This is a genomic window from Escherichia sp. 94.0001 (assembly GCF_013369155.2).
In the GTDB taxonomy this organism is placed as follows: domain Bacteria; phylum Pseudomonadota; class Gammaproteobacteria; order Enterobacterales; family Enterobacteriaceae; genus Escherichia; species Escherichia coli_F.
Genome location: NZ_JABWMS020000006.1, coordinates 41,734 through 66,334, shown reverse-complemented (window position 1 = coordinate 66,334; position 24,601 = coordinate 41,734). Strand labels below are relative to the sequence as shown.

Genomic DNA, 24,601 nt, shown 5'->3' with positions numbered 1-24,601 from the left:
ATCGTTGGATAGCAAAGGAGATAACGATGGGTAAAACCCAGCCCTTGCCAATATTAATTACTGGAGGCGGCCGTCGCATCGGCCTCGCCCTCGCATGGCATTTCATTAATCAAAAGCAACCGGTGATAGTCAGCTATCGGACACACTATCCTGCCATTGATGGGCTGATGAATGCGGGTGCGCTGTGTATTCAGGCTGATTTTTCGACCAACGACGGTGTGATGGCGTTTGCCGATGAAGTGCTAAAAAGCACCCACGGCCTGCGTGCGGTGTTGCACAATGCCAGTGCGTGGATGGCAGAAAAACCAGGTATGCCACTCACCGACGTACTGGCTTGCATGATGCAGATCCACGTTAATACCCCATACCTGCTCAACCATGCGCTAGAAAGATTACTGCGTGGGCACGGACACGCCGCCAGCGATATCATTCACTTTACCGATTATGTGGTGGAGCGCGGTAGCGACAAACATATTGCCTATGCTGCAAGCAAAGCGGCACTGGATAATATGACCCGCTCGTTTGCCCGCAAGCTGGCACCGGAAGTGAAAGTGAATTCTATTGCGCCATCGCTGATCCTGTTTAATGAGCATGATGATGCCGAATATCGACAACAGGCGCTGAATAAATCACTGATGAAAACCGCGCCTGGCGAGAAAGAAGTGATCGACCTGGTCGATTACTTACTTACCAGCTGCTTTGTCACCGGACGCAGTTTCCCTCTTGATGGCGGTCGTCATCTGCGTTAATGCAGCTTAATCCAGCATATAATCAACACCCATGCGCTTAGTCCCCAGCACACTACAGAACCGATAAAAGCGGCGGGCAAGCGCATAATTCCGGTGAAATACCACAGCGACACCAGGTAAACAAAATAGGGAATTATCGACCACATACTAAAAATGATTGTTGCACGTAAGGCTTCAATGCCGCGTTCGCTGGCAACAATATAATGCGCGATGAGCGCAAAAGTCGGAAAAAGCGGAATCAGTCCGGCGATATAATAATTTTTCGTTTTTGCTAATACACCAATCAACAGCACTACCAGCGCACCGAGCGCGGCTTTGATTACCAGCCCCATCTTTTTACCTTAACACTTCCATAACAAGTCACCAGTAGAATACCTGATGAAAACTTGTTTAGAAACGATTGATAGTAAGTAAAAACAGCGCGGTGTATTGTGACGTTTTTATATCTACCGTGAATAATATGAACACTATCGTATTTGTGGAAGATGATGCGGAAGTCGGTTCACTGATTGCCGCGTACCTGGCAAAACATGATATGCAGGTTACCGTAGAGCCGCGCGGCGACCAGGCCGAAGAAACTATTCTGCGAGAAAATCCGGATTTGGTGTTACTCGATATCATGCTACCAGGCAAGGACGGCATGACCATTTGTCGTGATTTACGCGCAAAGTGGTCCGGACCGATTGTTCTTCTAACCTCTCTCGATAGCGATATGAACCACATCCTGGCACTAGAAATGGGTGCCTGCGACTATATTCTCAAAACGACGCCCCCTGCTGTTTTGTTAGCGCGTTTACGTTTGCATTTGCGTCAGAATGAGCAAGCCACACTGACCAAAGGTCTTCAGGAAACGACGCTGACTCCCTACAAAGCCCTGCATTTCGGCACGTTGACCATCGATCCCATCAACCGCGTAGTCACTCTGGCTAATGCTGAAATCTCGCTCTCGACGGCTGATTTCGAATTATTGTGGGAATTAGCCACTCATGCCGGGCAAATCATGGACCGCGATGCATTGCTGAAGAACTTACGCGGCGTCAGTTATGACGGACTGGATCGTAGCGTGGACGTGGCTATTTCGCGGTTAAGAAAAAAACTGCTCGATAACGCCGCAGAACCTTATCGCATTAAAACTGTGCGTAACAAAGGCTATCTTTTTGCGCCTCATGCATGGGAATAAGCGATGAAAAAACTGTTTATCCAGTTTTACCTGTTATTGTTTGTCTGCTTTCTGGTGATGTCTCTGCTGGTTGGGCTGGTGTACAAATTTACCGCCGAACGCGCGGGCAAACAGTCGCTGGATGATTTGATGAACAGTTCGCTGTATCTGATGCGCAGCGAATTGCGTGAGATCCCCCCACACGATTGGGGTAAGACGCTGAAGGAGATGGATTTAAATCTCTCTTTCGATCTGCGTGTCGAGCCGCTGAGTAAATATCATCTTGATGATATTTCCATGCACCGGCTGCGTGGCGGCGAAATTGTCGCCCTGGACGATCAGTACACTTTTTTGCAACGCATCCCGCGCAGCCACTACGTGCTGGCAGTTGGTCCTGTTCCTTATCTTTATTACCTCCATCAGATGCGATTACTGGATATCGCCCTGATCGCTTTTATTGCCATTTCCCTCGCCTTTCCGGTGTTTATCTGGATGCGTCCGCACTGGCAGGATATGTTAAAACTGGAAGCAGCGGCGCAACGATTTGGCGATGGGCATCTCAATGAGCGTATCCACTTTGATGAGGGTTCAAGCTTTGAACGACTTGGTGTCGCATTTAACCAGATGGCGGACAATATCAACGCCTTGATTGCCAGTAAAAAACAGCTTATCGACGGTATCGCTCATGAACTGCGAACACCGTTAGTGCGCCTGCGTTATCGACTGGAGATGAGCGATAACCTGAGCGTCGCCGAATCCCAGGCGTTGAATCGCGATATCAGTCAACTTGAAGCTTTAATTGAAGAGTTGCTGACTTATGCCCGACTCGATCGCCCACAAAACGAGCTTCATCTTAGCGAACCAGACCTGCCGTTGTGGCTGTCAACGCATCTGGCAGACATTCAGGCAGTAACGCCCGATAAAACGGTACGGATTAAAACGCTCGCGCAAGGCCATTATGCGGCGTTGGATATGCGCTTAATGGAGCGCGTGCTGGATAATTTGCTCAATAACGCCCTGCGCTACTGTCACTCAACGGTTGAAACTAGCCTACTACTGTCGGGAAATAGAGCGACATTAATTGTTGAGGATGATGGCCCAGGGATCGCCCCAGAAAATCGCGAACACATCTTTGAACCTTTTGTTCGCCTCGACCCCAGCCGGGATCGCGCAACCGGCGGCTGTGGGCTAGGGCTGGCAATTGTCCACTCTATAGCACTAGCAATGGGCGGTACGGTTAATTGTGACACCAGCGAACTGGGGGGTGCCCGCTTCTCGTTTAGCTGGCCGTTATGGCATAACATCCCGCAATTTACCTCTGCCTGACACTACGCGCACGGTGGTCAGGCTGTCGATACTGTGTTATAAAATAAAGTATGTTGTAACTAAAGTGGTTAATATTATGGCGCGTTACGATCTCCTAGACCGACTCAACACTACCTTTCGCCAGATGGAACAAGAGCTAGCTGCATTTGCCGCTGAGCTAGAACAGCACAAATTGCTGGTTGCCCGCGTGTTCTCTTTACCGGAGGTGAAAAAAGAGGATGAGCATAATCCGCTTAATCGTATTGAGGTAAAGCAACATCTCGGCAAAGAGGCGCAGGCGCTGGCGATACGTCATTTCCGCCATTTGTTTATTCAGCAACAGTCCGAAAATCGCAGCAGCAAGGCTGCTGTTCGACTGCCTGGCGTGTTGTGTTACCAGGTCGATAACCTTTCGCAAGCAGCGTTGGTCAGTCATATTCAGCACATCAATCAACTCAAGACTACGTTCGAGCATATCGTCACGGTTGAGTCAGAACTTCCCACAGCGGCGCGTTTTGAATGGGTGCATCGTCATTTGCCGGGGCTGATCACCCTTAATGCTTACCGAACGCTCACTGTTCTGCACGACCCCGCCACTTTACGTTTTGGCTGGGCCAATAAACATATCATTAAGAATTTGCATCGTGATGAAGTCCTGGCACAGCTGGAAAAAAGCCTGAAATCACCGCGCAGTGTCGCACCGTGGACGCGCGAGGAGTGGCAACGAAAACTGGAGAGAGAGTATCAGGATATTGCTACCCTGCCACAGGACGCGAAGTTAAAAATCAAACGTCCGGTGAAGGTGCAGCCGATTGCCCGCGTCTGGTACAAGGGAGATCAAAAACAAGTACAACACGCTTGCCCTACGCCGCTTATTGCGCTGATTAATCGGGATAATGGCGCGGGCGTGCCGGACGTTGGGGAGTTGTTAAATTACGATGCCGACAATGTGCAACACCGTTATAAACCACAGGCGCAGCCGCTTCGTTTGATCATTCCCCGGCTGCACCTGTATGTTGCAGATTAACGCCCTGCTTTCATACTGCCGACCATCTGTTCTGGCCGTACCCAGCTGTCAAACTCGGCTTCGCTAAGATACCCCAGCGCAAGGGCCGCAGCTTTTAAGGTCAGCCCTTCTTTATGCGCTTTTTTGGCGATCTCGGCGGCTTTGTCATAACCAATGTGAGTGTTGAGCGCAGTCACCAGCATCAGCGATTCATTGAGTAATTGATTGATTCGCTCACGATTCGGTTCAATTCCCACTGCGCAGTGTTTGTTGAAACTTTCCATGCCATCTGCCAGCAAGCGCACCGATTGCAGGAAATTGTGGATCACCATCGGACGGAAGACGTTCAGTTCAAAGTTACCGGAAGCGCCCCCCATGTTGATCGCCACGTCGTTCCCCATCACCTGACAGCAGAGCATGGTTAATGCCTCACACTGGGTTGGGTTCACTTTCCCCGGCATGATTGAGCTGCCCGGCTCATTTTCCGGGATTGAGATTTCACCAATTCCGCAGCGCGGGCCTGAGGCCAGCCAGCGGACATCATTGGCAATTTTCATCAGTGACGCAGCCAACCCTTTCAACGCGCCGTGCGCCTGAACCAGGGCATCACAGGTCGCCAGCGCTTCAAATTTGTTCGGCGCGGTAACAAACGGTGCGCAGGTAATGACTGCCAGTTCATCTGCCACGCGACGCGCATACTCCGGATGGGTATTTAGTCCAGTACCCACAGCTGTACCGCCCATAGCCAGTTCCGCTACATGCGGCAGGCTGTATTCGATATGTTTGAGATTATGCTCCAGCATCGCTACCCAGCCGGAAATCTCCTGCCCCAGTGTTAGCGGCGTGGCATCCTGCAAGTGGGTACGACCAATTTTGACGATATCGGCAAATGCGCGCGATTTCTCATTCAGCGTCTGTGTCAGGGTTTTAAGCTGCGGAATGAGTTGCTTGCGCAGCGCCAGTAGCGCCGCAACGTGCATCGCCGTCGGAAAGACATCATTGGAACTTTGGCTTTTGTTCACGTCGTCGTTAGGGTGAACTTTACGCTCCATCCCGCGCACGCCGCCAAGTAATTCACTGGCCCGATTAGCCAGCACTTCGTTCATGTTCATATTACTTTGCGTGCCGGAGCCGGTCTGCCAGATTGCCAGCGGGAATTCGTCGTCATGCTGTCCTGCCAATACTTCATCCGCCGCCTGCCGAATGGCGCTCGCTTTCTCTTCAGACAGCAAGCCTAAATCTTCATTAACTTTTGCCGCTGCGCGCTTGGTTAGCGCCAGCGCATGAATCAGTGAGTTGGGCATTTTCTCCGTCGAAATGCGGAAATGCTCCAGCGAGCGTTGAGTTTGTGCGCCCCACAGCTTATCTGCCGGGACATCAATCGCCCCCATCGAATCTTTTTCGCTGCGTACTGTATTCATGGCCTGCTCCTCACCTGATTAATTTTTTCTTTCTGTTTTGCTTTCGTTAAGCAACTTTTAGCTCACTCATTATTTACTATTTGATAACAAATGTTTGGTCTTTCGTGCCATGTAAAAAAACCGCCCCGAAGGGCGGCTCTGTTTATTTCACACAGCGGGTGCACTGTGTGAGTTGTATCTGCTGGAAGAAGTCATTTCCTTTATCATCCACAAGGATAAACGCCGGGAAATCTTCTACTTCAATTTTCCAGATGGCTTCCATTCCCAGTTCCGGATATTCAACACATTCCAGGCTCTTAATACTTCCCTGCGCCAATACTGCTGCCGGACCACCGATACTACCGAGGTAGAAACCGCCGTGTTTTTTACAGGCATCCGTCACCTGCTGGCTGCGGTTGCCTTTCGCCAGCATGATCATACTGCCGCCCTGCGCTTGCAGTTGATCGACATAAGAATCCATCCGTCCGGCGGTCGTTGGGCCAAGAGAACCGGAGGCATAACCTTCCGGCGTTTTGGCCGGACCCGCATAGTAAATCGGATGATCTTTGATGTACTGCGGCAGCCCTTCACCGTTATCCATCCGCTCTTTCAGTTTGGCGTGAGCAATATCACGACCGACGATAATCGTGCCATTCAGCGATAAGCGTGTAGAAACGGGATACTGCGACAACTGTGCGAGGATCTCTTTCATCGGACGGTTAAGGTCAACGCGCACCGCTTCGCCTTCTCCCGCTTTGCGCAGCTCTTCCGGGATATATTTGCCTGGATTATGTTCCAGTTTTTCGATCCAGATCCCCTGACGGTTGATCTTCGCTTTGATATTACGGTCAGCAGAACAGGAGACGCCCATACCGACCGGGCAGGATGCGCCGTGACGTGGCAGGCGAATCACGCGGATGTCGTGAGCGAAGTATTTACCACCAAACTGCGCACCCAGACCAAGATTTTGCGCTTCGATCAGCAATTCTTTTTCAAGTTCCACATCGCGGAACGCCTGACCGTGCTCATTTCCTTCCGTTGGCAGTTCATCATAGTATTTAGCGGAAGCCAGTTTCACCGTTTTAAGATTCGTTTCTGCAGAAGTTCCACCAATAACGAACGCAATATGATACGGAGGACAGGCCGCCGTACCCAGCGTGCGCATCTTCTCAACCAGGTAATTTTTCAGTTTCCCCGGCGTCAGTAACGCTTTGGTTTCCTGATAGAGATACGTCTTGTTTGCCGAACCGCCACCTTTGGCGATACAGAGGAACTTGTACTCGTCACCATCAACGGCATAAAGATCGATCTGCGCTGGTAAGTTAGTGCCGGTATTCACCTCTTTATACATATCCAGCGGCGCGTTTTGCGAGTAGCGCAGATTATCCTCGATATAAGTGTTATAGACACCGCGCGCCAGCGCTGCTTCATCACCGCCACCGGTCCATACACGCTGCCCTTTTTTACCAACAATAATCGCGGTGCCGGTATCCTGACAGGTTGGCAGAACGCCTTTTGCCGCGATGTCGGAGTTACGCAGGAATTGCAGCGCCACATATTTATCATTTTCGCTGGCTTCCGGGTCACGCAGAATGTCGGCCACCTGTTGTTGGTGAGCCGGACGCAGCATAAATGACGCATCATGAAACGCTTGACGCGCCAACAAAGTTAACGCTTCGGGTGCGACTTTCAAAATCTCCTGCCCTTCAAATTCAGATACGCTAACGTGTTCGCTGGTTAGCAGGTAATACTCAGTATCATCTTTTTTGAGTGGAAAAGGAGCCTGATAATGAAAGGGTTTGTTTGACATTGTTCTCTCACTTACTGCCTGGTTTGGTTATGCTCTGGGCGGGTGTTCCGTTGCCCTGTTAAAAGCGAGTAACAATATCCTACACACTTTTTTAACAAAAACTGAGACTAGTACGACTTTTTGCGGCTCCAGGTTACTTCCCGTAGGATTCTTGCTTTAATAGCGGGATTAATTTCCACATTAAAACAGGGATTGATCATGCAAAAACTCATTAACTCAGTGCAAAACTATGCCTGGGGCAGCAAAACGGCGTTGACTGAACTTTATGGTATGGAAAATCCGTCCAGCCAGCCGATGGCCGAGCTGTGGATGGGCGCACATCCGAAAAGCAGTTCACGAGTGCAGAATGCCGCCGGAGATATCGTTTCACTGCGTGATGTGATTGAGAGTGATAAATCGACTCTGCTCGGAGAGGCCGTTGCCAAACGCTTTGGCGAACTGCCTTTCCTGTTCAAAGTATTATGCGCAGCACAGCCGCTCTCCATTCAGGTTCATCCAAACAAACGCAATTCTGAAATCGGTTTTGCCAAAGAAAATGCCGCAGGTATTCCGTTGGATGCCGCCGAGCGTAACTATAAAGATCCTAACCACAAGCCGGAGCTGGTTTTTGCGCTGACGCCTTTCCTTGCGATGAACGCGTTTCGTGAGTTTTCCGAGATTGTCTCCCTACTCCAGCCAGTCGCAGGTGCACATCCGGCGATTGCTCACTTTTTACAACAGCCTGATGCCGAACGTTTAAGCGAACTGTTCGCCAGCCTGCTGAATATGCAGGGGGAAGAAAAATCCCGCGCGCTGGCGATTTTAAAATCGGCCCTCGACAGTCAGCAGGGTGAACCGTGGCAAACGATTCGTTTAATTTCTGAATTTTACCCGGATGACAGCGGTCTGTTCTCCCCGCTGTTGCTGAATGTGGTGAAATTGAATCCTGGCGAAGCGATGTTCCTGTTCGCTGAAACGCCGCACGCTTACCTGCAAGGCGTGGCGCTGGAAGTGATGGCGAACTCCGATAACGTGCTGCGTGCAGGTCTGACGCCTAAATACATTGATATTCCGGAACTGGTTGCCAACGTGAAGTTCGAAGCCAAACCGGCTAACCAGTTGTTGACCCAGCCGGTGAAACAAGGTGCAGAACTGGACTTCCCGATTCCTGTGGATGATTTTGCCTTCTCGTTGCATGACCTTAGCGAAGAAGAAACCACCATCAGCCAGCAGAGTGCCGCCATTTTGTTCTGCGTCGAAGGCGATGCAACGCTGTGTAAAGGTTCTCAGCAGTTACAGCTTAAACCGGGTGAATCAGCGTTTATTGCCGCCAACGAATCACCGGTGACTGTCAAAGGCCACGGCCGTTTAGCGCGTGTTTACAACAAGCTGTAAGAGCTTACTGAAAAAATTAACATCTCTTGCTAAGCTTATTAAAGGCTTATAACACCTTCAGGCGGCCAGTCCGCCTGATTTCATTTTATGGATAATCATTATGAATAAATCGCTGGTAGCGGTAGGCGTCATTGTTGCGCTAGGCGTAGTCTGGACAGGCGGCGCATGGTATACAGGCAAGAAGATAGAAACCCATCTCGAAGACATGGTCGCGCAGGCGAACGCGCAACTCAAACTGACAGCTCCTGAATCCAACCTGGAAGTAAGTTATCAAAACTATCATCGCGGCGTATTCAGCAGCCAGTTGCAGCTGTTGGTGAAACCCGTTGCCGGAAAAGAAAATCCGTGGATTAAAAGTGGTCAGAGCGTCATCTTCAACGAATCAGTTGATCATGGCCCCTTCCCCTTTGCCCAGCTTAAAAAACTGAACCTGATCCCGTCTATGGCATCAATTCAAACCACGCTGGTCAATAACGAAGTAAGCAAGCCACTGTTTGATATGGCAAAGGGTGAAACGCCTTTTGAGATTAACTCCCGCATTGGTTATAGCGGTGATTCCAGTTCCGATATTTCGCTCAAGCCACTGAATTACGAGCAAAAGGATGAAAAAGTCGCCTTTAGCGGCGGCGAGTTCCAGTTAAATGCTGACAGAGACGGTAAAACTATCTCCCTTTCAGGGGAGGCGCAAAGTGGTCGGGTAGACGCGGTTAACGAATACAACCAGAAAGTGCAGTTGACCTTTAATAATCTGAAAACCGACGGTTCCAGCACGCTGGCAAGTTTTGGTGAGCGCGTAGGAAACCAAAAACTGTCGCTGGAGAAAATGACCATTTCAGTGGAAGGCAAAGAACTGGCACTGCTGGAAGGCATGGAGATCAGCGGTAAATCGGATCTGGTCAATGACGGTAAAACGATCAATAGCCAACTGGATTACTCGCTAAATAGCCTTAAGGTACAGAATCAGGATCTGGGCAGCGGCAAGCTGACTTTAAAAGTCGGCCAGATTGATGGCGAAGCCTGGCATCAGTTTAGTCAGCAATATAACGCGCAAACTCAGGCGCTTCTGGCACAGCCAGAGATTGCCAACAATCCCGAACTTTATCAGGAGAAAGTGACGGAAGCCTTCTTTAGCGCCCTGCCGCTGATGTTGAAAGGCGATCCGGTGATTACTATCGCGCCGTTAAGCTGGAAAAACAGTCAGGGTGAAAGTGCGTTGAATCTGTCGCTGTTCCTGAAAGATCCGGCAACGACAAAAGAAGCGCCGCAAACGCTGGCACAGGAAGTAGACCGCTCGGTTAAATCTCTGGATGCGAAACTGACCATTCCGGTGGATATGGCAACTGAGTTGATGACTCAGGTAGCGAAGCTGGAAGGTTATCAGGAAGATCAAGCGAAAAAACTGGCGAAACAGCAAGTTGAAGGTGCATCAGCAATGGGGCAGATGTTCCGTCTGACCACCTTGCAGGACAATACCATCACCACCAGCCTGCAATATGCTAACGGTCAGATCACGTTAAACGGGCAGAAAATGCCACTGGAAGATTTTGTTGGCATGTTTGCGATGCCGGCATTAAACGTTCCGGCTGTACCCGCTATTCCGCAGCAGTAATTCACAGCCAAAATGCCGGAGATTTTTCTCTCCGGCGTTATTTCTTACTTCAGCATAAAGTCATACTGAATACTCATTTTCACATCCCAGTAATTCAGGCGATCGCCCAGCGCACTGCCATCGCGCTTTTCTCGCCCTTTATCGGCAGCAAGAAAGAAATTCATCCCTTGTAACGGCCCTTCGCTGACCCGATAGTTCATACCACCTAAGATACCCGCGCTTTCAATCCGCACATCTCGTTTACTGGATTCATAGCCGCGAGTCACAATCGGTGCAAATGTCAGCGTAAATTGCGGAGTTAAACGATAATTGACGCCCAATTGCCAGGACTGCATTCCTTCACGGTTACGATCAAGGCTTAATGAAAAGGGATAGCCAATGTCGGTGTCCACCACGGCACCATTCATTGCATGGCGCAAATAACCACCACTGCCAAATACGCTTCCCCACGGCGCATTCCAGGTCAATTGTCCACTAACCAACGCCGTTTCATTGGGCTGGCTGGTATTACGACTTAAACCTTCGAGTTGCGCGTAAAAGCCGAGCAACTCCCCTTTCAACGTATAATTCGGGTCGAGCGGTATGCTTTTCTCGAGAATACTTTGTATCTGATTGGAAACATCTTTCTGTACCGATGCCCCCAGAGAATAGCGACTGGTATCATCATGCCAACTGGCGGCTAAAAAAGAACGTGCGCGATGTTTATCGTATTTTCCCGTCTGGCTGTTATAAACCCCTTCATCACGAATACCGGTTGTTGAATCGGTCCATAAAAATACTCGTGACCGCCACATTCCCCACAGATCAATATTTGGCGTTAAAGCCCAGTAACCTAATGCTCCTTCAGAAACTGTCGGTAATGTACGTTGCGAACTGCCAGCAATTAACGGAATACGATAAGGTAAGCTACCATAACTATAATCCGTCCCGAAGCGACCTAATTTAAGCAGGCTATTTTCACTGGGTTTTATTTTTACTGCACCCAGGGCAAAGCCAAAACTTTTATCACCATCAAGATACCACCGGGTACTCATATCAGCACGAGCACCTAATTTATAAACATAATACGCCCCGCCTTCAACGCCAATAATATTGGAATAATAACCACTATTGAAATCGAGCAATCCTCCCTGTACCCATGCGTAAATATCTCTTCCCGCGCCAGCACTGGGCTTATCCGCCCTGCGCAATTCGTTTTTCAGTCTGATGCGTAGTCCCGCTTCATCGTCAGCCAGTTGCGCCGCGTAAGCAGAGGTAAGGCCAGAGGCAGCCGTCAGGCAAATAACGGCCATGGCCACTATTTTTCTCATAGTTGCACCTTTGATGTTCTGATTATTTTTATTGAATATTAATTAGTGATATCGGTGATTAATTGCTGCTGCATTTTTTTACGATTATCAATTTCAACCACGATTTCTTTGAATTTTTTATCCGTGAGAGGATAAAACCAGATAATGACGAATGCCAGCAGCATAAATCCGCAAGGTACTAAGGCAATTGATGTGCGGATGCCCATAATAACTTCCGGCGTTTGCACCTGATTGGCAATATATCCGCTTAATCCCAAAATAAAGGCAGGAATTGAACCTCCGATTGCCTGACCGCATTTACGGGTAAATGAGAATAGTGAATAGGTGAGCCCTTCTATTCGCACGCCGGTCAGGTATTCACCGTATTCTACAGTATCAGCTTCCAGTGCCCACATCACGGTCATGGTAACGCCCTGACCAATTGAAGCGATGGCCAACGCAACCAACGCCACCGGCAGTGACCAGACCGAAACCCAGAAGAACAGCAGATAACCGCAGGTTCCCAGCAAAGCGCCAATCAGGAAGGTATTCTTTTTACCGATCCTCGCGACCATCCCCGGCACCAGCGGTGCCGATGCCACAGTACCGACCAGGTTTTGCACCAGTACCAGCACAGTGAACAGCCCGGTATCATTTAACACATAGCGCACGTAGAACAACGACGAGGCGCTGACCGCGAAGGTCGAAATCAGCACACACAGCGCACCGATGCACAACATAAACAGCGGGCGATTCCGTTTCAGGGTTTGCAGACTGATCTTCAATGACGGCTGCGCCACGATACGTACCACATTCTCACGCGTCGATTTGAAGCAGATGAAGTAAAGCACCATTCCGGCAATCGCCAGCACAATCGTCCAGAAATGGTATACCGACACCATCTCTTCCGGACTGGAGTTCTTAATGCTCGGTCCTATCAGAAATGCCAGACAGACAAAGGTCAATGAAGCGGCAATCCCGCGAGCCGCGCCCAGACGGGCGCGGGATTGTGGTTGTTGGGTCATCGCGGTAGCAAGTGAACCATAAGGGATATTCACCAGGCTGTAGCAAAGCCCGAGGCCCATGTAGGTCAAATATGCATACACTACTTTGCTGCTATGGCTCCAGTCGGTCGGCACCCAGAATACCAGCACACTGAAGATCATTAACGGCGCAGTACCGAAGAGTAAAAACGGGCGGAATTTTCCCCAGCGGGTATTCACACTGTCCACCACTCGTCCGGCAAAGACGTCGGCGAAGGCATCGAATACCCGCACCAGTAACAGCATGGTGCCCGCCGCAGCGGCACCGACGCCAGCGACGTCGGTGTAGTAACTCAACAGGAAGAGCGCCCCCATTGCGAAGGCGAAGTTATTGGCGACGTCACCGAGGCTGTAGCCGACGATGGTGCGCCAGGAGAGTTGTTGATTCATTGTTTGCCTCCCTGCTGCGGTTTTTCACCGAAGTTCATGCCAGTCCAGCGTTTTTGCAGCAGAAAAGCCGCCGACTTCGGTTTGCGGTCGCGGGTGAAGATCCCTTTCTTGTTACCGCCAACGCGCAATATGCCTTGTGAGGTCGCAAAATCGGCGAAATTCCATACCTGTTCACCGACGACGGCGCTGACTCGATCAAAGACGCGGTGATACATATCCAGCCATGCACACTGATACTCTTCACTCCACATGTCGGTGTACATTGAGTGCAGCCCGGCTAACGTATCCACGCCGTATTCGGTGACGATAATCGGCTGATGCAGTTTCTCCTGCCAGGCCAGCAGTTCTTTTTCCAGTACCTTCTCTGCCGTTTCCAAATCGCCGCTTTGGACATACCAACCGTAATAACGGTTCAGACACAGCACATCAAAGAGATCGCTGATGGTATCGGTGTGAGCGTCGCAGAACATTACATTGACGCAGGTGATCGGACGCGTCGGGTCGAGTTTACGCGTTGCTTCCGCCAGTGGCGCGAAATATTCCCGTGCACCTTGCGGACGGGTATCCGGTTCGTTGGCAATACTCCACATCACCACGCTTGGGTGGTTTTTGTCACGCGCAATCAGCTCTTTAATCGCCTGTAAGTGCGCCTGCTGGGTTTCTCCGTTGACTGCCTCTTCGCTGTACAGTTCTTTCGGCTTGTTGCCCGCTTCGAAACCAATGCCTAAAGAGAGGTTAAAGCCTACAGCTGCAGTTTCATCAATCACCACGATGCCATGTTCATCTGCCCAGTCGAGCATCTCTTCAGCGTAAGGGTAATGCGAGGTACGGTAGGAGTTGGCCCCAATCCAGTCCATTAATGCGTGATCGTGCACCATCAGCACGTTATCGAATCCTTTGCCACGCAAATCCGCATCTTCATGACGACCAAAGCCAGTAAAATAGAACGGTTTGTGGTTAATCAGGAACTGCTCGCCCTTCACTGCCACTGACCGGATGCCGACGCGCAGCGGGTAGATATCACACTCTGTCTGGCTTTTGGCTGTGACGCACAGTTCATAGAGATAACCTTCACCCGGTTGCCAGAGGTGCGGATTCACCACTTGCAAAGTCCCGCTGGTGCCTTGTCCAGTTGCAACCACCTGTTGATCCGCATCACGCAGTTCAACGCTGACATCACCATTTGCCACCACCTGCCAGTCAACAGACGCGTGGTTACAGTCTTGCGCGACATGCGTCACCACGGTGATATCGTCCACCCAGGTATTCGGCGTGGTGTAGAGCATTACGCTGCGATGGATCCCGGCGTAGTTAAAGAAATCATGAAAGTAAGACTGCTTTTTCTTGCCGTTTTCGTCGGTAATCACCATTCCCGGCGGGATAGTCTGCCAGTTCAGTTCGTTGTTCACACAAACAGTGATACGTACACTTTTCCCGGCAATAACATACGGCGTGACATCAGCTTCAAATGGCGTATAGCCGCCCTGATGCTCCATCACTTCCTGATTATTTACCCACACTTTGCCGTAATGAGTGACCGCATCGAAACGCAGTACAATACGCTGGCCCGCCCAACCTTTCGGTATAAAGACTTCGCGCTGATACCAGACGTTGCCCACATAATTACGAATATCTGCATCGGCGAACTGATCGTTAAAACTGCCCGGCACAGCAATTGCCCGGCTTTCTTGTAACGCGCTTTCCCACCAACGCTGATCAATTCCACAGTTTTCGCGATCCAGACTGAATGCCCACAGGCCGTCGAGTTTTTTGATTTCACGGGTTGGGGTTTCTACAGGACGTAACATAAGGGACTCCTCATTAAGATAAAAATACTGGTCAACCTTTAATCTGATTAGTTAACCAATTCTGTGTTGCACACAGTTATCTGTGAGAAACCCATGGAAGAGAAATGGAAATAAAAAGAACTGACACCGCGATCAAAAAACCAAAAACTGCAATACCCACAGCGTGATATAGATCGCATTAATCTTTAAAACAGCGTTGACAGAAGCCATAAAATAAGCAATCGAACGTTCGTTCGAGTATCTTAAAAACGATAAACTCTCATGACATATGGCTACGACGAATATTTTGGGGGGAATTCTCCGAACCCGGGAAGGATAATTTTTGCACAGAGAAATTACGATATGAAACGCGGGCTCAGTTGTCACCAGCCCGCGGAAAGAGAGAGAATCAGGATGCGGTTAAGATACCGCCAATCATCGCGCGTAATCCCTGAGCAAACGACGCTTCACGCGCCAGATCTTCCGCTTCGATATCGGCCAGTACACCGTAGGTCAGATCCAGCAGTAAACGTGAAGTCATTGCCGTGTTGATGTCTGGGCTTATCTCGCCTTTTTGCTGGGCATCACGCATCCGCTGGGCAACAAATTCCGTGATCGTCATATGCTTATTTTTAAGCATGGCGGCGACCTGTGGGTTACGCATCCCTTCCGCCATAATTTCGACCACCAGCGCCCGTTGCCCAAAGGCCTCATGGGTGAGAGAGACAATAGACTCGACCATGTAGTCAACGAAATGAATCCCTTCAATCGGTTCCCGGAAACGGGCCAGCGCCCTCTCCTGGTCCTGTAAGATAATCGCCTGAATCAAGGCTTCTTTGGAGATGAAATGGTGATAGAGCGTCCCGGGACTAATGGCGCAAGATTTACAGATGGCTTTCATCGAGGCACTGTGAAATCCATTTTCTGAAAAAATCTCTCTGGCAGCATTGAGGATCCGGGTCCGTGTCGGTTGTGCTTCAGTCTGCATGTTATCCATCATTAAACCATTATAGTTAGCGTGAATAACTAGTTTACCGCGTTGTCAGGTGAGCGCCTATCATTGCTGTTGAATAGTGCGAAGGCACACTCTATTCGTATACTTTTCACTCGTAAATTGGTTAACCAATATCCGTGATTTGGTTGCCAGTTGTTTAGCAGAGACGTTGATGAGTTTATCCCGGTAAACAACACGGACGGTTGTTTACCGGTCCGTTAGTGTATTAATTGAGCTCCTGTACCCCACCACCGGAGACGGTGAGAATTTGTCCGCTTACCCAGCTGGCTGCAGGCGAGCAAAGGAATAGCGCCGCGTTAGCAATATCTTGCGGTTGGCCCAGACGTCTGATCGGCGTGTGCTGTAACATTTTTTGTTCAATTTCTGGTGTAATAACTGATTTCAGGGCATCGGTTAATATTGCCCCCGGCGCAATGCCATTCACCCGAATATTTTTTTCACCCAGGTCAAACGCCATATTTCTGACCAGATGACTGGCCGCAGCTTTAGATGATGCATAGGAGGTCATGTTGATATTTTTATTTTCTGCCGCCATAGAAGTAATGGTCAGAATAACGCCACCGCCATTTTTTTCCATTTCTGGCGCAACAAGTTGTGACAGATGGAAAAAAGAAAATACATTCAGTTCATAAGCGCGGCGAAAATCTGCCATTGGCATATCAAACGGTTTAGGACCACCGCCACCGGCGTTGTTAACCAGGATATCAACTTTACCCAGCTTACTGACGGCAAAGTCTGCCAGTGCAGAGAGTTCCTGTTCGGAAGTAATATCGCAGCGGCAGGCAAATGCCTGACCACCCAGTTGTTGAATTTCATCTACAACATGATTAGCTGCATCGGCGTTAATATCACTGACCACCACAGATGCGCCAGCTGTCGCGAATGTAATGGCGATTTCTTTACCAATACCTGCACCCGCACCTGTAATGATGGCGCATTTTCCGTCGAGTCTCAGGTTGTCAGAATTAAACACATAAACCTCCTGTGAACTTCAGTAAAAATAAAAGGCACCGCCTGTGTGCCACATTTTTTATCATTAACCTTGAGGAAAGGACACTACCAGGTATAGCAGATAAAGAGAGGATTATTTCGCCGCAATGAGCCGGGCGGGAATAATAAGATTGCGTGAATGCGTCTCTTCATGGGTGATTTTTTGCATCATGCGATCCGCAAGTGTGGTACCAAGTTCCCGCGCTGGCGTGCTGGCCCAGGTAACGGGTATATCATCAAGTGTGGTTGGCGTTGCATCGGTAAATGCCGCCAACGAAACCTGTTGCTCAAAGTAACGATCGACTCCGCTTTCCCCGCTTTGCCTCCCTGCTTTCAGCAAACCAAACCATGCCCCCATCGCAATAGTTTCGTTATAGCAAACCACGGCGCTGATGGTCGGGTTATGACGTAAAAGCGCCGTGATAGCTTCCGCGGCTTGCTTCTGGCTGGAAGTGCACTCCAGCACCCAATCGCTGTGAAACGGCAGGCCAAATTTTAGTAGAGTCGCACAATAGCCCCCCACCCGTTCTGCCCGGGTTAATGAGGAACTTTGCCCTCCCAGCCAGGCGATACGCTGATGCCCATTGCGAATGAGATGCTCCGTCAACAACTGTGCAGCCTGCATGTTGTCCGGGCGAACCGTATCAACGTCATCAAGATAACTGGCACGGGAAGCGAAAATCACCGGGATAGCTTTTTCTTCTGCCATCCGTCGCAGGTCATCGCTGCTTCCTGCAGCCCCGGCAATTACCACACCATCGACCCCCTGATTCAGTAACAGTGAAAACCGTTGTGCCAGCTGCTCGCCGTCTTTACCGCCGTGAAGCAAAAAAACCATCCGTCCCTGCGCTTCCAGAGCTTCCGTCAATCCGGCCGTTAATTCGGCGTAAAACGGCGCAGATAAATCACGGACGATCAAACCAATGACGCCGCTTTGCCCGCCGCGCAGCGCCGACGCCTGACGGTTGCGCACAAATCCCAGCTCTTCAATGGCGGCGTTAACGCGTTCTCCTGTGGCGGTAGAGATTCGCCCTTTGCCACTTAGCACCAGCGAAACGGTACTTACCGACACGCCCGCAGCCAGCGCAACATCATGAATGGTTATTTTTTTGGCGGTAGCCATGCAGATGACCTACTCCCTGATTATGTGACAGATAAAACGTTTTACCTTTTATTTATCTTATACCCGCTATTATCGTTGCGTAATGTGATTTGTGCCTCACTAAAATTTGATAAAACGTTTTATCTTCTCGCGCAATTTACTGAATCCAGATTGTTCTCTACGAGGAGTCGTTTTATGACGGCGAAAACAGCACCGAAAGTCACGCTGTGGGAGTTCTTCCAGCAGTTAGGCAAAACCTTCATGCTACCCGTGGCATTATTGTCGTTCTGCGGCATTATGCTCGGCATTGGTAGTTCCCTTAGTAGCCACGATGTCATCACCCTGATCCCGGTCCTGGGCAACCCCGTGTTGCAGGCTATCTTTACCTGGATGAGTAAGATTGGCTCGTTTGCTTTTAGTTTCCTGCCAGTCATGTTCTGTATCGCCATCCCGCTGGGCCTGGCACGCGAAAACAAAGGTGTAGCGGCATTTGCTGGCTTTGTCGGTTATGCGGTAATGAATCTCGCGGTAAACTTCTGGTTGACCAATAAAGGCATTCTGCCAACCACGGACGCCGCGGTTCTGAAAGCCAATAACATTCAGAGCATTCTTGGGATCCAGTCGATCGATACAGGGATCCTCGGTGCGGTGATCGCCGGTATTATCGTCTGGATGCTCCATGAGCGTTTCCATAATATCCGCCTGCCGGATGCGCTGGCATTCTTCGGCGGTACGCGCTTCGTGCCAATCATCTCCTCGCTGGTGATGGGCCTTGTCGGTCTGGTGATTCCGTTAGTCTGGCCGATTTTCGCCATGGGTATTAGCGGCTTAGGCCATATGATAAACAGCGCGGGTGATTTCGGACCGATGCTGTTTGGTACCGGTGAACGTCTGCTGTTGCCGTTTGGTCTTCATCACATTCTGGTGGCATTAATTCGCTTTACCGACGCAGGCGGCACGCAGGAAGTCTGCGGTCAAACCGTCAGCGGCGCACTGACCATCTTCCAGGCGCAATTGAGTTGCCCGACCACTCACGGTTTTTCTGAAAGCGCCACGCGTTTCCTTTCGCAAGGCAAAATGCCTGCGTTTCTCGGCGGTCTGCCAGGTGCAGCGTTAGCTATGTATCACTGCGCGCGCCCGGAAAATCGCCATAAAATTAAAGGGCTGCTGATTTCTGGCCTGATCGCCTGTGTCGTTGGCGGCACGACCGAACCGCTGGAATTCCTGTTCCTGTTCGTAGCGCCAGTTCTGTATGTCATCCACGCGCTGTTAACCGGCCTCGGCTTCACTGTCATGTCGGTGCTCGGCGTCACCATCGGTAATACCGACGGCAATATCATCGACTTCGTGGTGTTCGGTATTTTGCATGGTCTGTCAACCAAGTGGTACATGGTGCCAGTGGTGGCGGCAATCTGGTTTGTCGTTTACTACGTCATCTTCCGTTTCGCTATCACCCGCTTCAATCTGAAAACCCCGGGGCGCGATAGCGAAGTTGCCAGCTCAATCGAAAAAGCCGTTGCCGGTGCGCCGGGTAAATCAGGTTACAACGTTCCGGCAATCCTCGAAGCCTTAGGCGGTGCCGACAATATTGTCAGCCTCGATAACTGCATTACCCGTCTGCGTTTGTCTGTGAAAGATATGTCGCTTGTTAATGTGCAGGCACTGAAGGACAATCGGGCAATTGGCGTAGTACAACTTAATCAACATAACCTGCAGGTTGTTATCGGGCCACAAGTTCAGTCAGTAAAAGATGAAATGGCCGGTCTGATGCATACTGTCCAGGCATAAGGATAAGATATGTTCGATTTTTCAAAGGTCGTGGATCGTCATGGCACATGGTGTACGCAGTGGGATTATGTCGCTGACCGTTTCGGCACTGCTGACCTGTTACCGTTCACGATTTCAGACATGGATTTTGCCACTGCCCCCTGCATTATCGAGGCGCTGAATCAGCGCCTGATGCACGGCGTGTTTGGCTATAGCCGCTGGAAAAACGATGAGTTTCTCGCGGCTATTGCCCACTGGTTTTCCACCCAGCATTACACCGCAATTGATACGCAGTCGGTGGTGTATGGCCCTTCTGTTATCTACATGGTCTCGGAACTGATTCGTCAGTGGTCTGAAAAAGGTGAAGGTGTGGTGATCCACACACCCGCCTATGACGCATTTTACAAGGCCATTGAAGGTAACCAGCGCACAGTAATGCCCGTCGCTTTAGAGAAGCGGGCTGACGGCTGGTTTTGCGATATGGGCAAGCTGGAAGCCGTGTTGGCGAAACCAGAATGTAAAATTATGCTCCTGTGTAGCCCACAGAATCCTACCGGGAAAGTGTGGACGTGCGATGAGCTGGAGATCATGGCTGACCTGTGCGAGCGTCATGGTGTGCGGGTTATTTCCGATGAAATCCATATGGATATGGTCTGGGGCGAGCAGCCGCATATTCCATGGAGTAATGTGGCGCGGGGAGACTGGGCGTTGCTGACGTCGGGATCGAAAAGTTTCAATATTCCCGCCCTGACCGGTGCTTACGGGATTATAGAAAATAGCAGCAGCCGTGATGCCTATTTATCGGCACTGAAAGGACGTGATGGCCTTTCTTCCCCTTCAGTACTGGCGTTAACTGCCCATATCGCCGCCTATCAGCAAGGCGCGCCGTGGCTGGATGCCTTACGCGTCTATCTGAAAGATAACCTGACGTATATTGCAGATAAAATGAACGCCGCGTTCCCTGAACTCAATTGGCAGATCCCGCAATCCACTTATCTGGCCTGGCTTGATCTACGTCCGTTGAATATTGACGACAACGCGTTGCAAAAAGCGCTTATCGAGCAAGAGAAGGTCGCGATCATGCCGGGGTATACCTACGGTGAAGAAGGTCGTGGTTTTGTTCGTCTCAATGCCGGCTGCCCGCGTTCGAAACTGGAAAAAGGTGTTGCTGGATTAATTAACGCCATCCGCGCTGTTCGTTAACCCCAATTGCGCAACGTAAAAAATCGTTGCGCAATCGTGGATTTTTACCCTGCTTTGTTTTTATAATGGTGCGCACTTTTATATCCAGAAAAAGAGTGCGACCATGATTGATACCACCCTGCCATTAACTGATATCCATCGCCACCTTGATGGCAACATTCGTCCCCAGACCATTCTTGAACTTGGCCGCCAGTATAATATCTCGCTTCCTGCACAATCCCTAGAAACACTGATTCCCCACGTTCAGGTCATTGCCAACGAACCCGATCTTGTGAGCTTTCTGACCAAACTTGACTGGGGCGTTAAAGTTCTCGCCTCTCTTGATGCTTGCCGCCGCGTGGCATTTGAAAACATTGAAGATGCAGCCCGTAACGGCCTGCACTATGTCGAGCTGCGTTTTTCACCGGGCTACATGGCAATGGCACATCAGCTGCCTGTAGCGGGTGTTGTCGAAGCGGTGATCGATGGCGTACGTGAAGGTTGCCGCACCTTTGGTGTGCAGGCGAAGCTTATCGGCATTATGAGCCGGACCTTCGGTGAAGCCGCCTGTCAGCAAGAACTGGAGGCCTTTTTAGCCCACCGTGACCAGATTACCGCACTTGATTTAGCCGGTGATGAACTTGGTTTCCCGGGAAGTCTGTTCCTTTCTCACTTCAACCGCGCGCGTGATGCGGGCTGGCATATTACCGTCCATGCAGGCGAAGCTGCCGGGCCGGAAAGCATCTGGCAGGCGATTCGTGAACTGGGGGCGGAGCGTATTGGACATGGCGTAAAAGCCATTGAAGATCGGGCGCTGATGGATTTTCTCGCCGAGCAGGAAATTGGTATTGAATCCTGTCTGACCTCCAATATTCAGACCAGCACCGTGGCAGAGCTGGCGGCACATCCGCTGAAAACGTTCCTTGAGCATGGCATTCGTGCCAGCATTAACACTGACGATCCCGGCGTACAGGGAGTGGATATCATTCACGAATATACCGTTGCCGCGCCAGCTGCTGGGTTATCCCGCGAGCAAATCCGCCAGGCGCAGATTAATGGTCTGGAAATGGCTTTCCTCAGCCCAGAGGAAAAACGCGCACTGCGAGAAAAAGTCGCCGCGAAGTAACAAAAATGGATGGTGCTAATTGCACCATCCCCTTTTCACGCAAGGCACAAAGTCGCGCGATGTTTGGCGGATTCGATGCCCAGCTCAATCAACTCCATTACCTGGATTGCCTGACTTGCCGGAACCGGATTTTCACCATCGCCATTTAACGCATCACGAATAGCCGCATAGTAAGCCGGATAATTCCCCGGCACTGTCAACAGCGTTTCTTCGACACGTTCCTCACCTTCCACGCGGGTAAGTACGCCATCACGCATATCGTAGCCCCAGTCTTCCTGCGGCAGACGCTCGCCATTTTTCAGACGTTCTTCCTGTGGATCGAGGCCATATTTCACATAACTGCCTCGGGATCCATGCACGATATAACGTGCTGACTCAGCGGCTGCCAGCATGGTGCCGTGTAAAATGACTCGCCGCTGCGGATAGGACAAGATGGCGTGGAAATAATCAGTCGACTGCGCTCCGGGCCGTAACTGTGCCAAATCTACCGTCATGCTAACCGGTAAACCAAATAGCGTAATGGCCTGATCAAGAAGATGCGGTGCTAAATCGTACCAGATACCGCTGCCAGGGCCGCCCTGTTCACGCCAACGATCGCGCACCTGCGGACGGAAGCGGTCAAAATGAGACTCAAAGTAAGCAACTTCACCCAGTACGCCTTCCGCGAGCAAACCTTTTAGCGTCAGGAAATCGCTATCCCAGCGACGGTTATGGAATACAGACAGCACACGCCCCAGGCTTTTTGCCAGCGCTTCCAGCTCTCGTGCTTGTGACAGTGTCACGGTAAAGGGTTTATCAACGACCACATGTTTACCCGCCTCAAGAGCCGCTTTGGCTAACGGGAAATGGGTATCGTTGGGTGTAGGGATGACAATCAGGTCTATGTTGGGATCGTTAAACAGATGCTTCGGCTCAGAGACAACCGTAACCGTTGGCCAGTCGGCTATTACTTTTGTTTCATCGCTGCTGGAGATTACCGCCAGTTCCAGCCCGGGCGTGCCCGCAATCAGGGGCGCATGGAAGGTTTTGCTCGCATAACCATACCCAATCAACCCAACACGGATGTTGTCGCTCATGTCATTGCCTCTCATTGAAGTATGATGGCTATTTGACACTATCCTTTACCCTCGCTCAACAGTTTAATAACCTGCCAGCAATAAGGGATGTTGTTTAACTTAAGTCAAAAAAATAGCGAATTTTCCAACGACAAAAGCTAAATATCGCAAAAACCTCAGTAAAAATCTTGCTGGAGCTATTATTGCTAAGTAACATTTACCCCCTGAAGTTAATGGATCAATCAACAGAGATGTGGGCTGTAATGAATCGTCTTATTGAATTAACAGGTTGGATCGTTCTTGTCGTTTCAGTCATTCTTATTGGCGTGGCGAGTCACATTGACAACTATCAGCCACCTGAACAGAGTGCTACGGTACAACACAAGTAAGCTCTACTCTTGTAGAGCGACATGCTGCCCGACCGGGTGCATGTTTTAACTTGTCGGATATTAAACCAGGAATTTATTATCTTGTTCGATGTTGTTGATGATTGTCAGGGATAGTAAAGCGCGTTACTCTTTTCAGAGCAGTTTTTCATCCCTGAATATTTACCATCAGCGCATTCTTATTAATGTAATAATACAAACGTTCACTTTTGGTGAAATTTTATCATCACTAATAATACCTACCCCTTTGGTATTAATTATTTTATGGACCTTTTATGACTGTTCAGGACTACTTATTAAAATTTCGCAAAATCAGTTCACTCGAAAGTCTGGAAAAACTCTACGACCATCTTAATTACACCCTGACGGACGATCAGGAACTGATCAATATGTATCGTGCTGCCGATCACCGTCGCGCAGAGCTGGTTTCTGGCGGGCGTTTGTTTGACCTCGGCCAGGTACCGAAGTCCGTCTGGCACTATGTCCAATAAAGAAAGTAGCGATCGGTTATAAAAGCCTTATAATAACGCCCCTAAAATTAGATTTGCCTGTTTGCGTCGCTATTATGGAGAACCTATGACCACCACAACGCCACAACGTATTGGAGGCTGGTTGCTTGGCCCATTGGCCTGGCTTTTAGTCGCTCTGTTAAGTACGACGCTGGCGTTGTTGCTGTATACCGCTGCGTTATCTTCTCCGCAAACATTTCAAACGCTCGGCGAACAAGCACTGACGACACAAATCTTATGGGGCGTTTCTTTTATTACCGCTATCGCCATGTGGTATTACACACTGTGGTTGACCATCGCTTTCTTTAAACGTCGGCGTTGTGTTCCTAAACACTATATTATCTGGCTGCTTATTTCCGTATTGCTGGCAGTAAAAGCGTTCGCTTTTTCACCCGTGGAAGATGGCATAGCCGTTCGCCAGTTACTGTTTACTTTGTTGGCAACCGCATTGATCGTCCCCTATTTTAAACGCTCGTCGCGGGTGAAAGCGACGTTTGTGAATCCGTAATAACCTTACAGTTAACCTGTTGTCGCCTGCTCTGGATTAA

Annotated in this window: 22 protein-coding genes; 12 read left to right on the top strand and 10 right to left on the bottom strand. The window is 50.0% G+C overall.

Translation table 11 applies throughout. The annotated features are described in order from the left end of the window. The first annotated feature begins 26 nt into the window (after window positions 1-26). Complete coding sequence (gene folM, locus HEN33_RS05025; protein ID WP_176263009.1) at window positions 27-749, top strand: dihydromonapterin reductase; 723 nt, start codon at window positions 27-29, stop codon at window positions 747-749. Here folM and HEN33_RS05020 read toward each other — a convergent pair. Beyond that, window positions 746-1,081, bottom strand: a complete 336-nt coding sequence (locus tag HEN33_RS05020) for a GlpM family protein (RefSeq protein ID WP_000524867.1) — start codon at window positions 1,079-1,081, stop codon at window positions 746-748. The two genes, folM and HEN33_RS05020, sit on opposite strands and share 4 nt — an antisense overlap. Window positions 1,082-1,209: 128 nt before the next feature. Between HEN33_RS05020 and rstA the strand changes: the two genes are divergently transcribed. The 3 genes from rstA (at window position 1,210) to tus (ending at window position 4,240) form a co-directional block, all read left to right on the top strand. Beyond that, the gene (gene rstA / locus HEN33_RS05015) at window positions 1,210-1,929 is read left to right on the top strand and encodes a two-component system response regulator RstA (RefSeq protein ID WP_001092512.1); all 720 of its coding nucleotides are present in this window, start codon (window positions 1,210-1,212) and stop codon (window positions 1,927-1,929) included. A 3-nt stretch (window positions 1,930-1,932) separates the two neighbouring features. Beyond that, the gene (rstB, locus tag HEN33_RS05010; protein WP_176263008.1) at window positions 1,933-3,234 is read left to right on the top strand and encodes a two-component system sensor histidine kinase RstB; all 1,302 of its coding nucleotides are present in this window, start codon (window positions 1,933-1,935) and stop codon (window positions 3,232-3,234) included. A gap of 76 nt (window positions 3,235-3,310) precedes the next feature. Further along, on the top strand, window positions 3,311-4,240 hold the full coding sequence (gene tus, locus HEN33_RS05005; RefSeq protein WP_176263007.1) for a DNA replication terminus site-binding protein: 930 nt from the start codon (window positions 3,311-3,313) through the stop codon (window positions 4,238-4,240). Here tus and fumC read toward each other — a convergent pair. Both fumC and fumB read right to left on the bottom strand, forming a co-directional pair. Further along, the gene (fumC, locus tag HEN33_RS05000) at window positions 4,237-5,640 is read right to left on the bottom strand and encodes a class II fumarate hydratase (RefSeq protein ID WP_176263006.1); all 1,404 of its coding nucleotides are present in this window, start codon (window positions 5,638-5,640) and stop codon (window positions 4,237-4,239) included. The genes tus and fumC overlap by 4 nt on opposite strands. A 142-nt stretch (window positions 5,641-5,782) precedes the next feature. Continuing rightward, the gene (fumB, locus tag HEN33_RS04995; RefSeq protein ID WP_000066639.1) at window positions 5,783-7,429 is read right to left on the bottom strand and encodes a class I fumarate hydratase; all 1,647 of its coding nucleotides are present in this window, start codon (window positions 7,427-7,429) and stop codon (window positions 5,783-5,785) included. Between the two features lie 198 nt (window positions 7,430-7,627). On the opposite strand from fumB, the gene manA reads away from it, so the two are divergent. After that, entirely contained in the window at window positions 7,628-8,803 is a 1,176-nt protein-coding gene (gene manA, locus HEN33_RS04990) for a mannose-6-phosphate isomerase (RefSeq protein ID WP_176263005.1), read from the top strand. Window positions 8,804-8,903: 100 nt separating this feature from the next. Beyond that, window positions 8,904-10,412: a YdgA family protein gene (locus HEN33_RS04985; RefSeq protein ID WP_176263004.1), complete on the top strand. Its 1,509-nt coding sequence runs from the start codon at window positions 8,904-8,906 to the stop codon at window positions 10,410-10,412. A gap of 44 nt (window positions 10,413-10,456) precedes the next feature. Here HEN33_RS04985 and uidC read toward each other — a convergent pair whose 3' ends face one another. The 6 genes from uidC to malI form a co-directional block, all read right to left on the bottom strand. Then, window positions 10,457-11,722, bottom strand: coding sequence for a glucuronide uptake porin UidC (uidC, locus tag HEN33_RS04980; RefSeq protein ID WP_176263003.1), 1,266 nt, complete (start codon window positions 11,720-11,722; stop codon window positions 10,457-10,459). Window positions 11,723-11,760: 38 nt separating this feature from the next. Then, window positions 11,761-13,134: a glucuronide transporter gene (uidB, locus tag HEN33_RS04975; protein ID WP_105278793.1), complete on the bottom strand. Its 1,374-nt coding sequence runs from the start codon at window positions 13,132-13,134 to the stop codon at window positions 11,761-11,763. Then, the gene (gene uidA, locus HEN33_RS04970; RefSeq protein ID WP_176263002.1) at window positions 13,131-14,942 is read right to left on the bottom strand and encodes a beta-glucuronidase; all 1,812 of its coding nucleotides are present in this window, start codon (window positions 14,940-14,942) and stop codon (window positions 13,131-13,133) included. Before uidA ends, uidB begins: the two co-directional genes overlap by 4 nt. Window positions 14,943-15,330: 388 nt before the next feature. Further along, window positions 15,331-15,921, bottom strand: coding sequence for a DNA-binding transcriptional regulator UidR (uidR, locus tag HEN33_RS04965; RefSeq protein WP_000969092.1), 591 nt, complete (start codon window positions 15,919-15,921; stop codon window positions 15,331-15,333). A gap of 220 nt (window positions 15,922-16,141) precedes the next feature. Beyond that, window positions 16,142-16,909 carry a 7-alpha-hydroxysteroid dehydrogenase gene (hdhA, locus tag HEN33_RS04960; RefSeq protein WP_000483362.1) on the bottom strand — a complete coding sequence of 256 codons (768 nt, stop codon included), beginning with the start codon at window positions 16,907-16,909 and terminating at the stop codon, window positions 16,142-16,144. A 111-nt stretch (window positions 16,910-17,020) separates the two neighbouring features. Next, on the bottom strand, window positions 17,021-18,049 hold the full coding sequence (gene malI / locus HEN33_RS04955; protein WP_000179513.1) for a mal regulon transcriptional regulator MalI: 1,029 nt from the start codon (window positions 18,047-18,049) through the stop codon (window positions 17,021-17,023). A gap of 174 nt (window positions 18,050-18,223) precedes the next feature. On the opposite strand from malI, the gene malX reads away from it, so the two are divergent. From malX to add, 3 genes are all read left to right on the top strand, one after another. Then, the gene (gene malX / locus HEN33_RS04950; protein ID WP_000125609.1) at window positions 18,224-19,816 is read left to right on the top strand and encodes a PTS maltose transporter subunit IICB; all 1,593 of its coding nucleotides are present in this window, start codon (window positions 18,224-18,226) and stop codon (window positions 19,814-19,816) included. Between the two features lie 9 nt (window positions 19,817-19,825). After that, window positions 19,826-20,998, top strand: coding sequence for a bifunctional maltose regulon transcriptional repressor/cystathionine beta-lyase MalY (gene malY, locus HEN33_RS04945; RefSeq protein WP_000459390.1), 1,173 nt, complete (start codon window positions 19,826-19,828; stop codon window positions 20,996-20,998). Between the two features lie 103 nt (window positions 20,999-21,101). Continuing rightward, a complete protein-coding gene (gene add / locus HEN33_RS04940; protein ID WP_176263001.1) occupies window positions 21,102-22,103 on the top strand; it encodes an adenosine deaminase in 1,002 nt (333 codons plus the stop codon). Between the two features lie 35 nt (window positions 22,104-22,138). Here the strand turns inward: add and HEN33_RS04935 are convergent, their stop codons facing one another. Further along, on the bottom strand, window positions 22,139-23,179 hold the full coding sequence (locus HEN33_RS04935) for an oxidoreductase (protein ID WP_176263000.1): 1,041 nt from the start codon (window positions 23,177-23,179) through the stop codon (window positions 22,139-22,141). A 242-nt stretch (window positions 23,180-23,421) separates the two neighbouring features. Between HEN33_RS04935 and blr the strand changes: the two genes are divergently transcribed. From blr to HEN33_RS04920, 3 genes are all read left to right on the top strand, one after another. Further along, entirely contained in the window at window positions 23,422-23,547 is a 126-nt protein-coding gene (blr, locus tag HEN33_RS04930; protein WP_176263035.1) for a division septum protein Blr, read from the top strand. Between the two features lie 272 nt (window positions 23,548-23,819). After that, a complete protein-coding gene (gene ydgT, locus HEN33_RS04925; protein ID WP_000217950.1) occupies window positions 23,820-24,035 on the top strand; it encodes a transcription modulator YdgT in 216 nt (71 codons plus the stop codon). A gap of 85 nt (window positions 24,036-24,120) precedes the next feature. Beyond that, window positions 24,121-24,561, top strand: a complete 441-nt coding sequence (locus tag HEN33_RS04920; RefSeq protein ID WP_001306099.1) for a DUF2569 domain-containing protein — start codon at window positions 24,121-24,123, stop codon at window positions 24,559-24,561. Window positions 24,562-24,601: the final 40 nt, after the last annotated feature.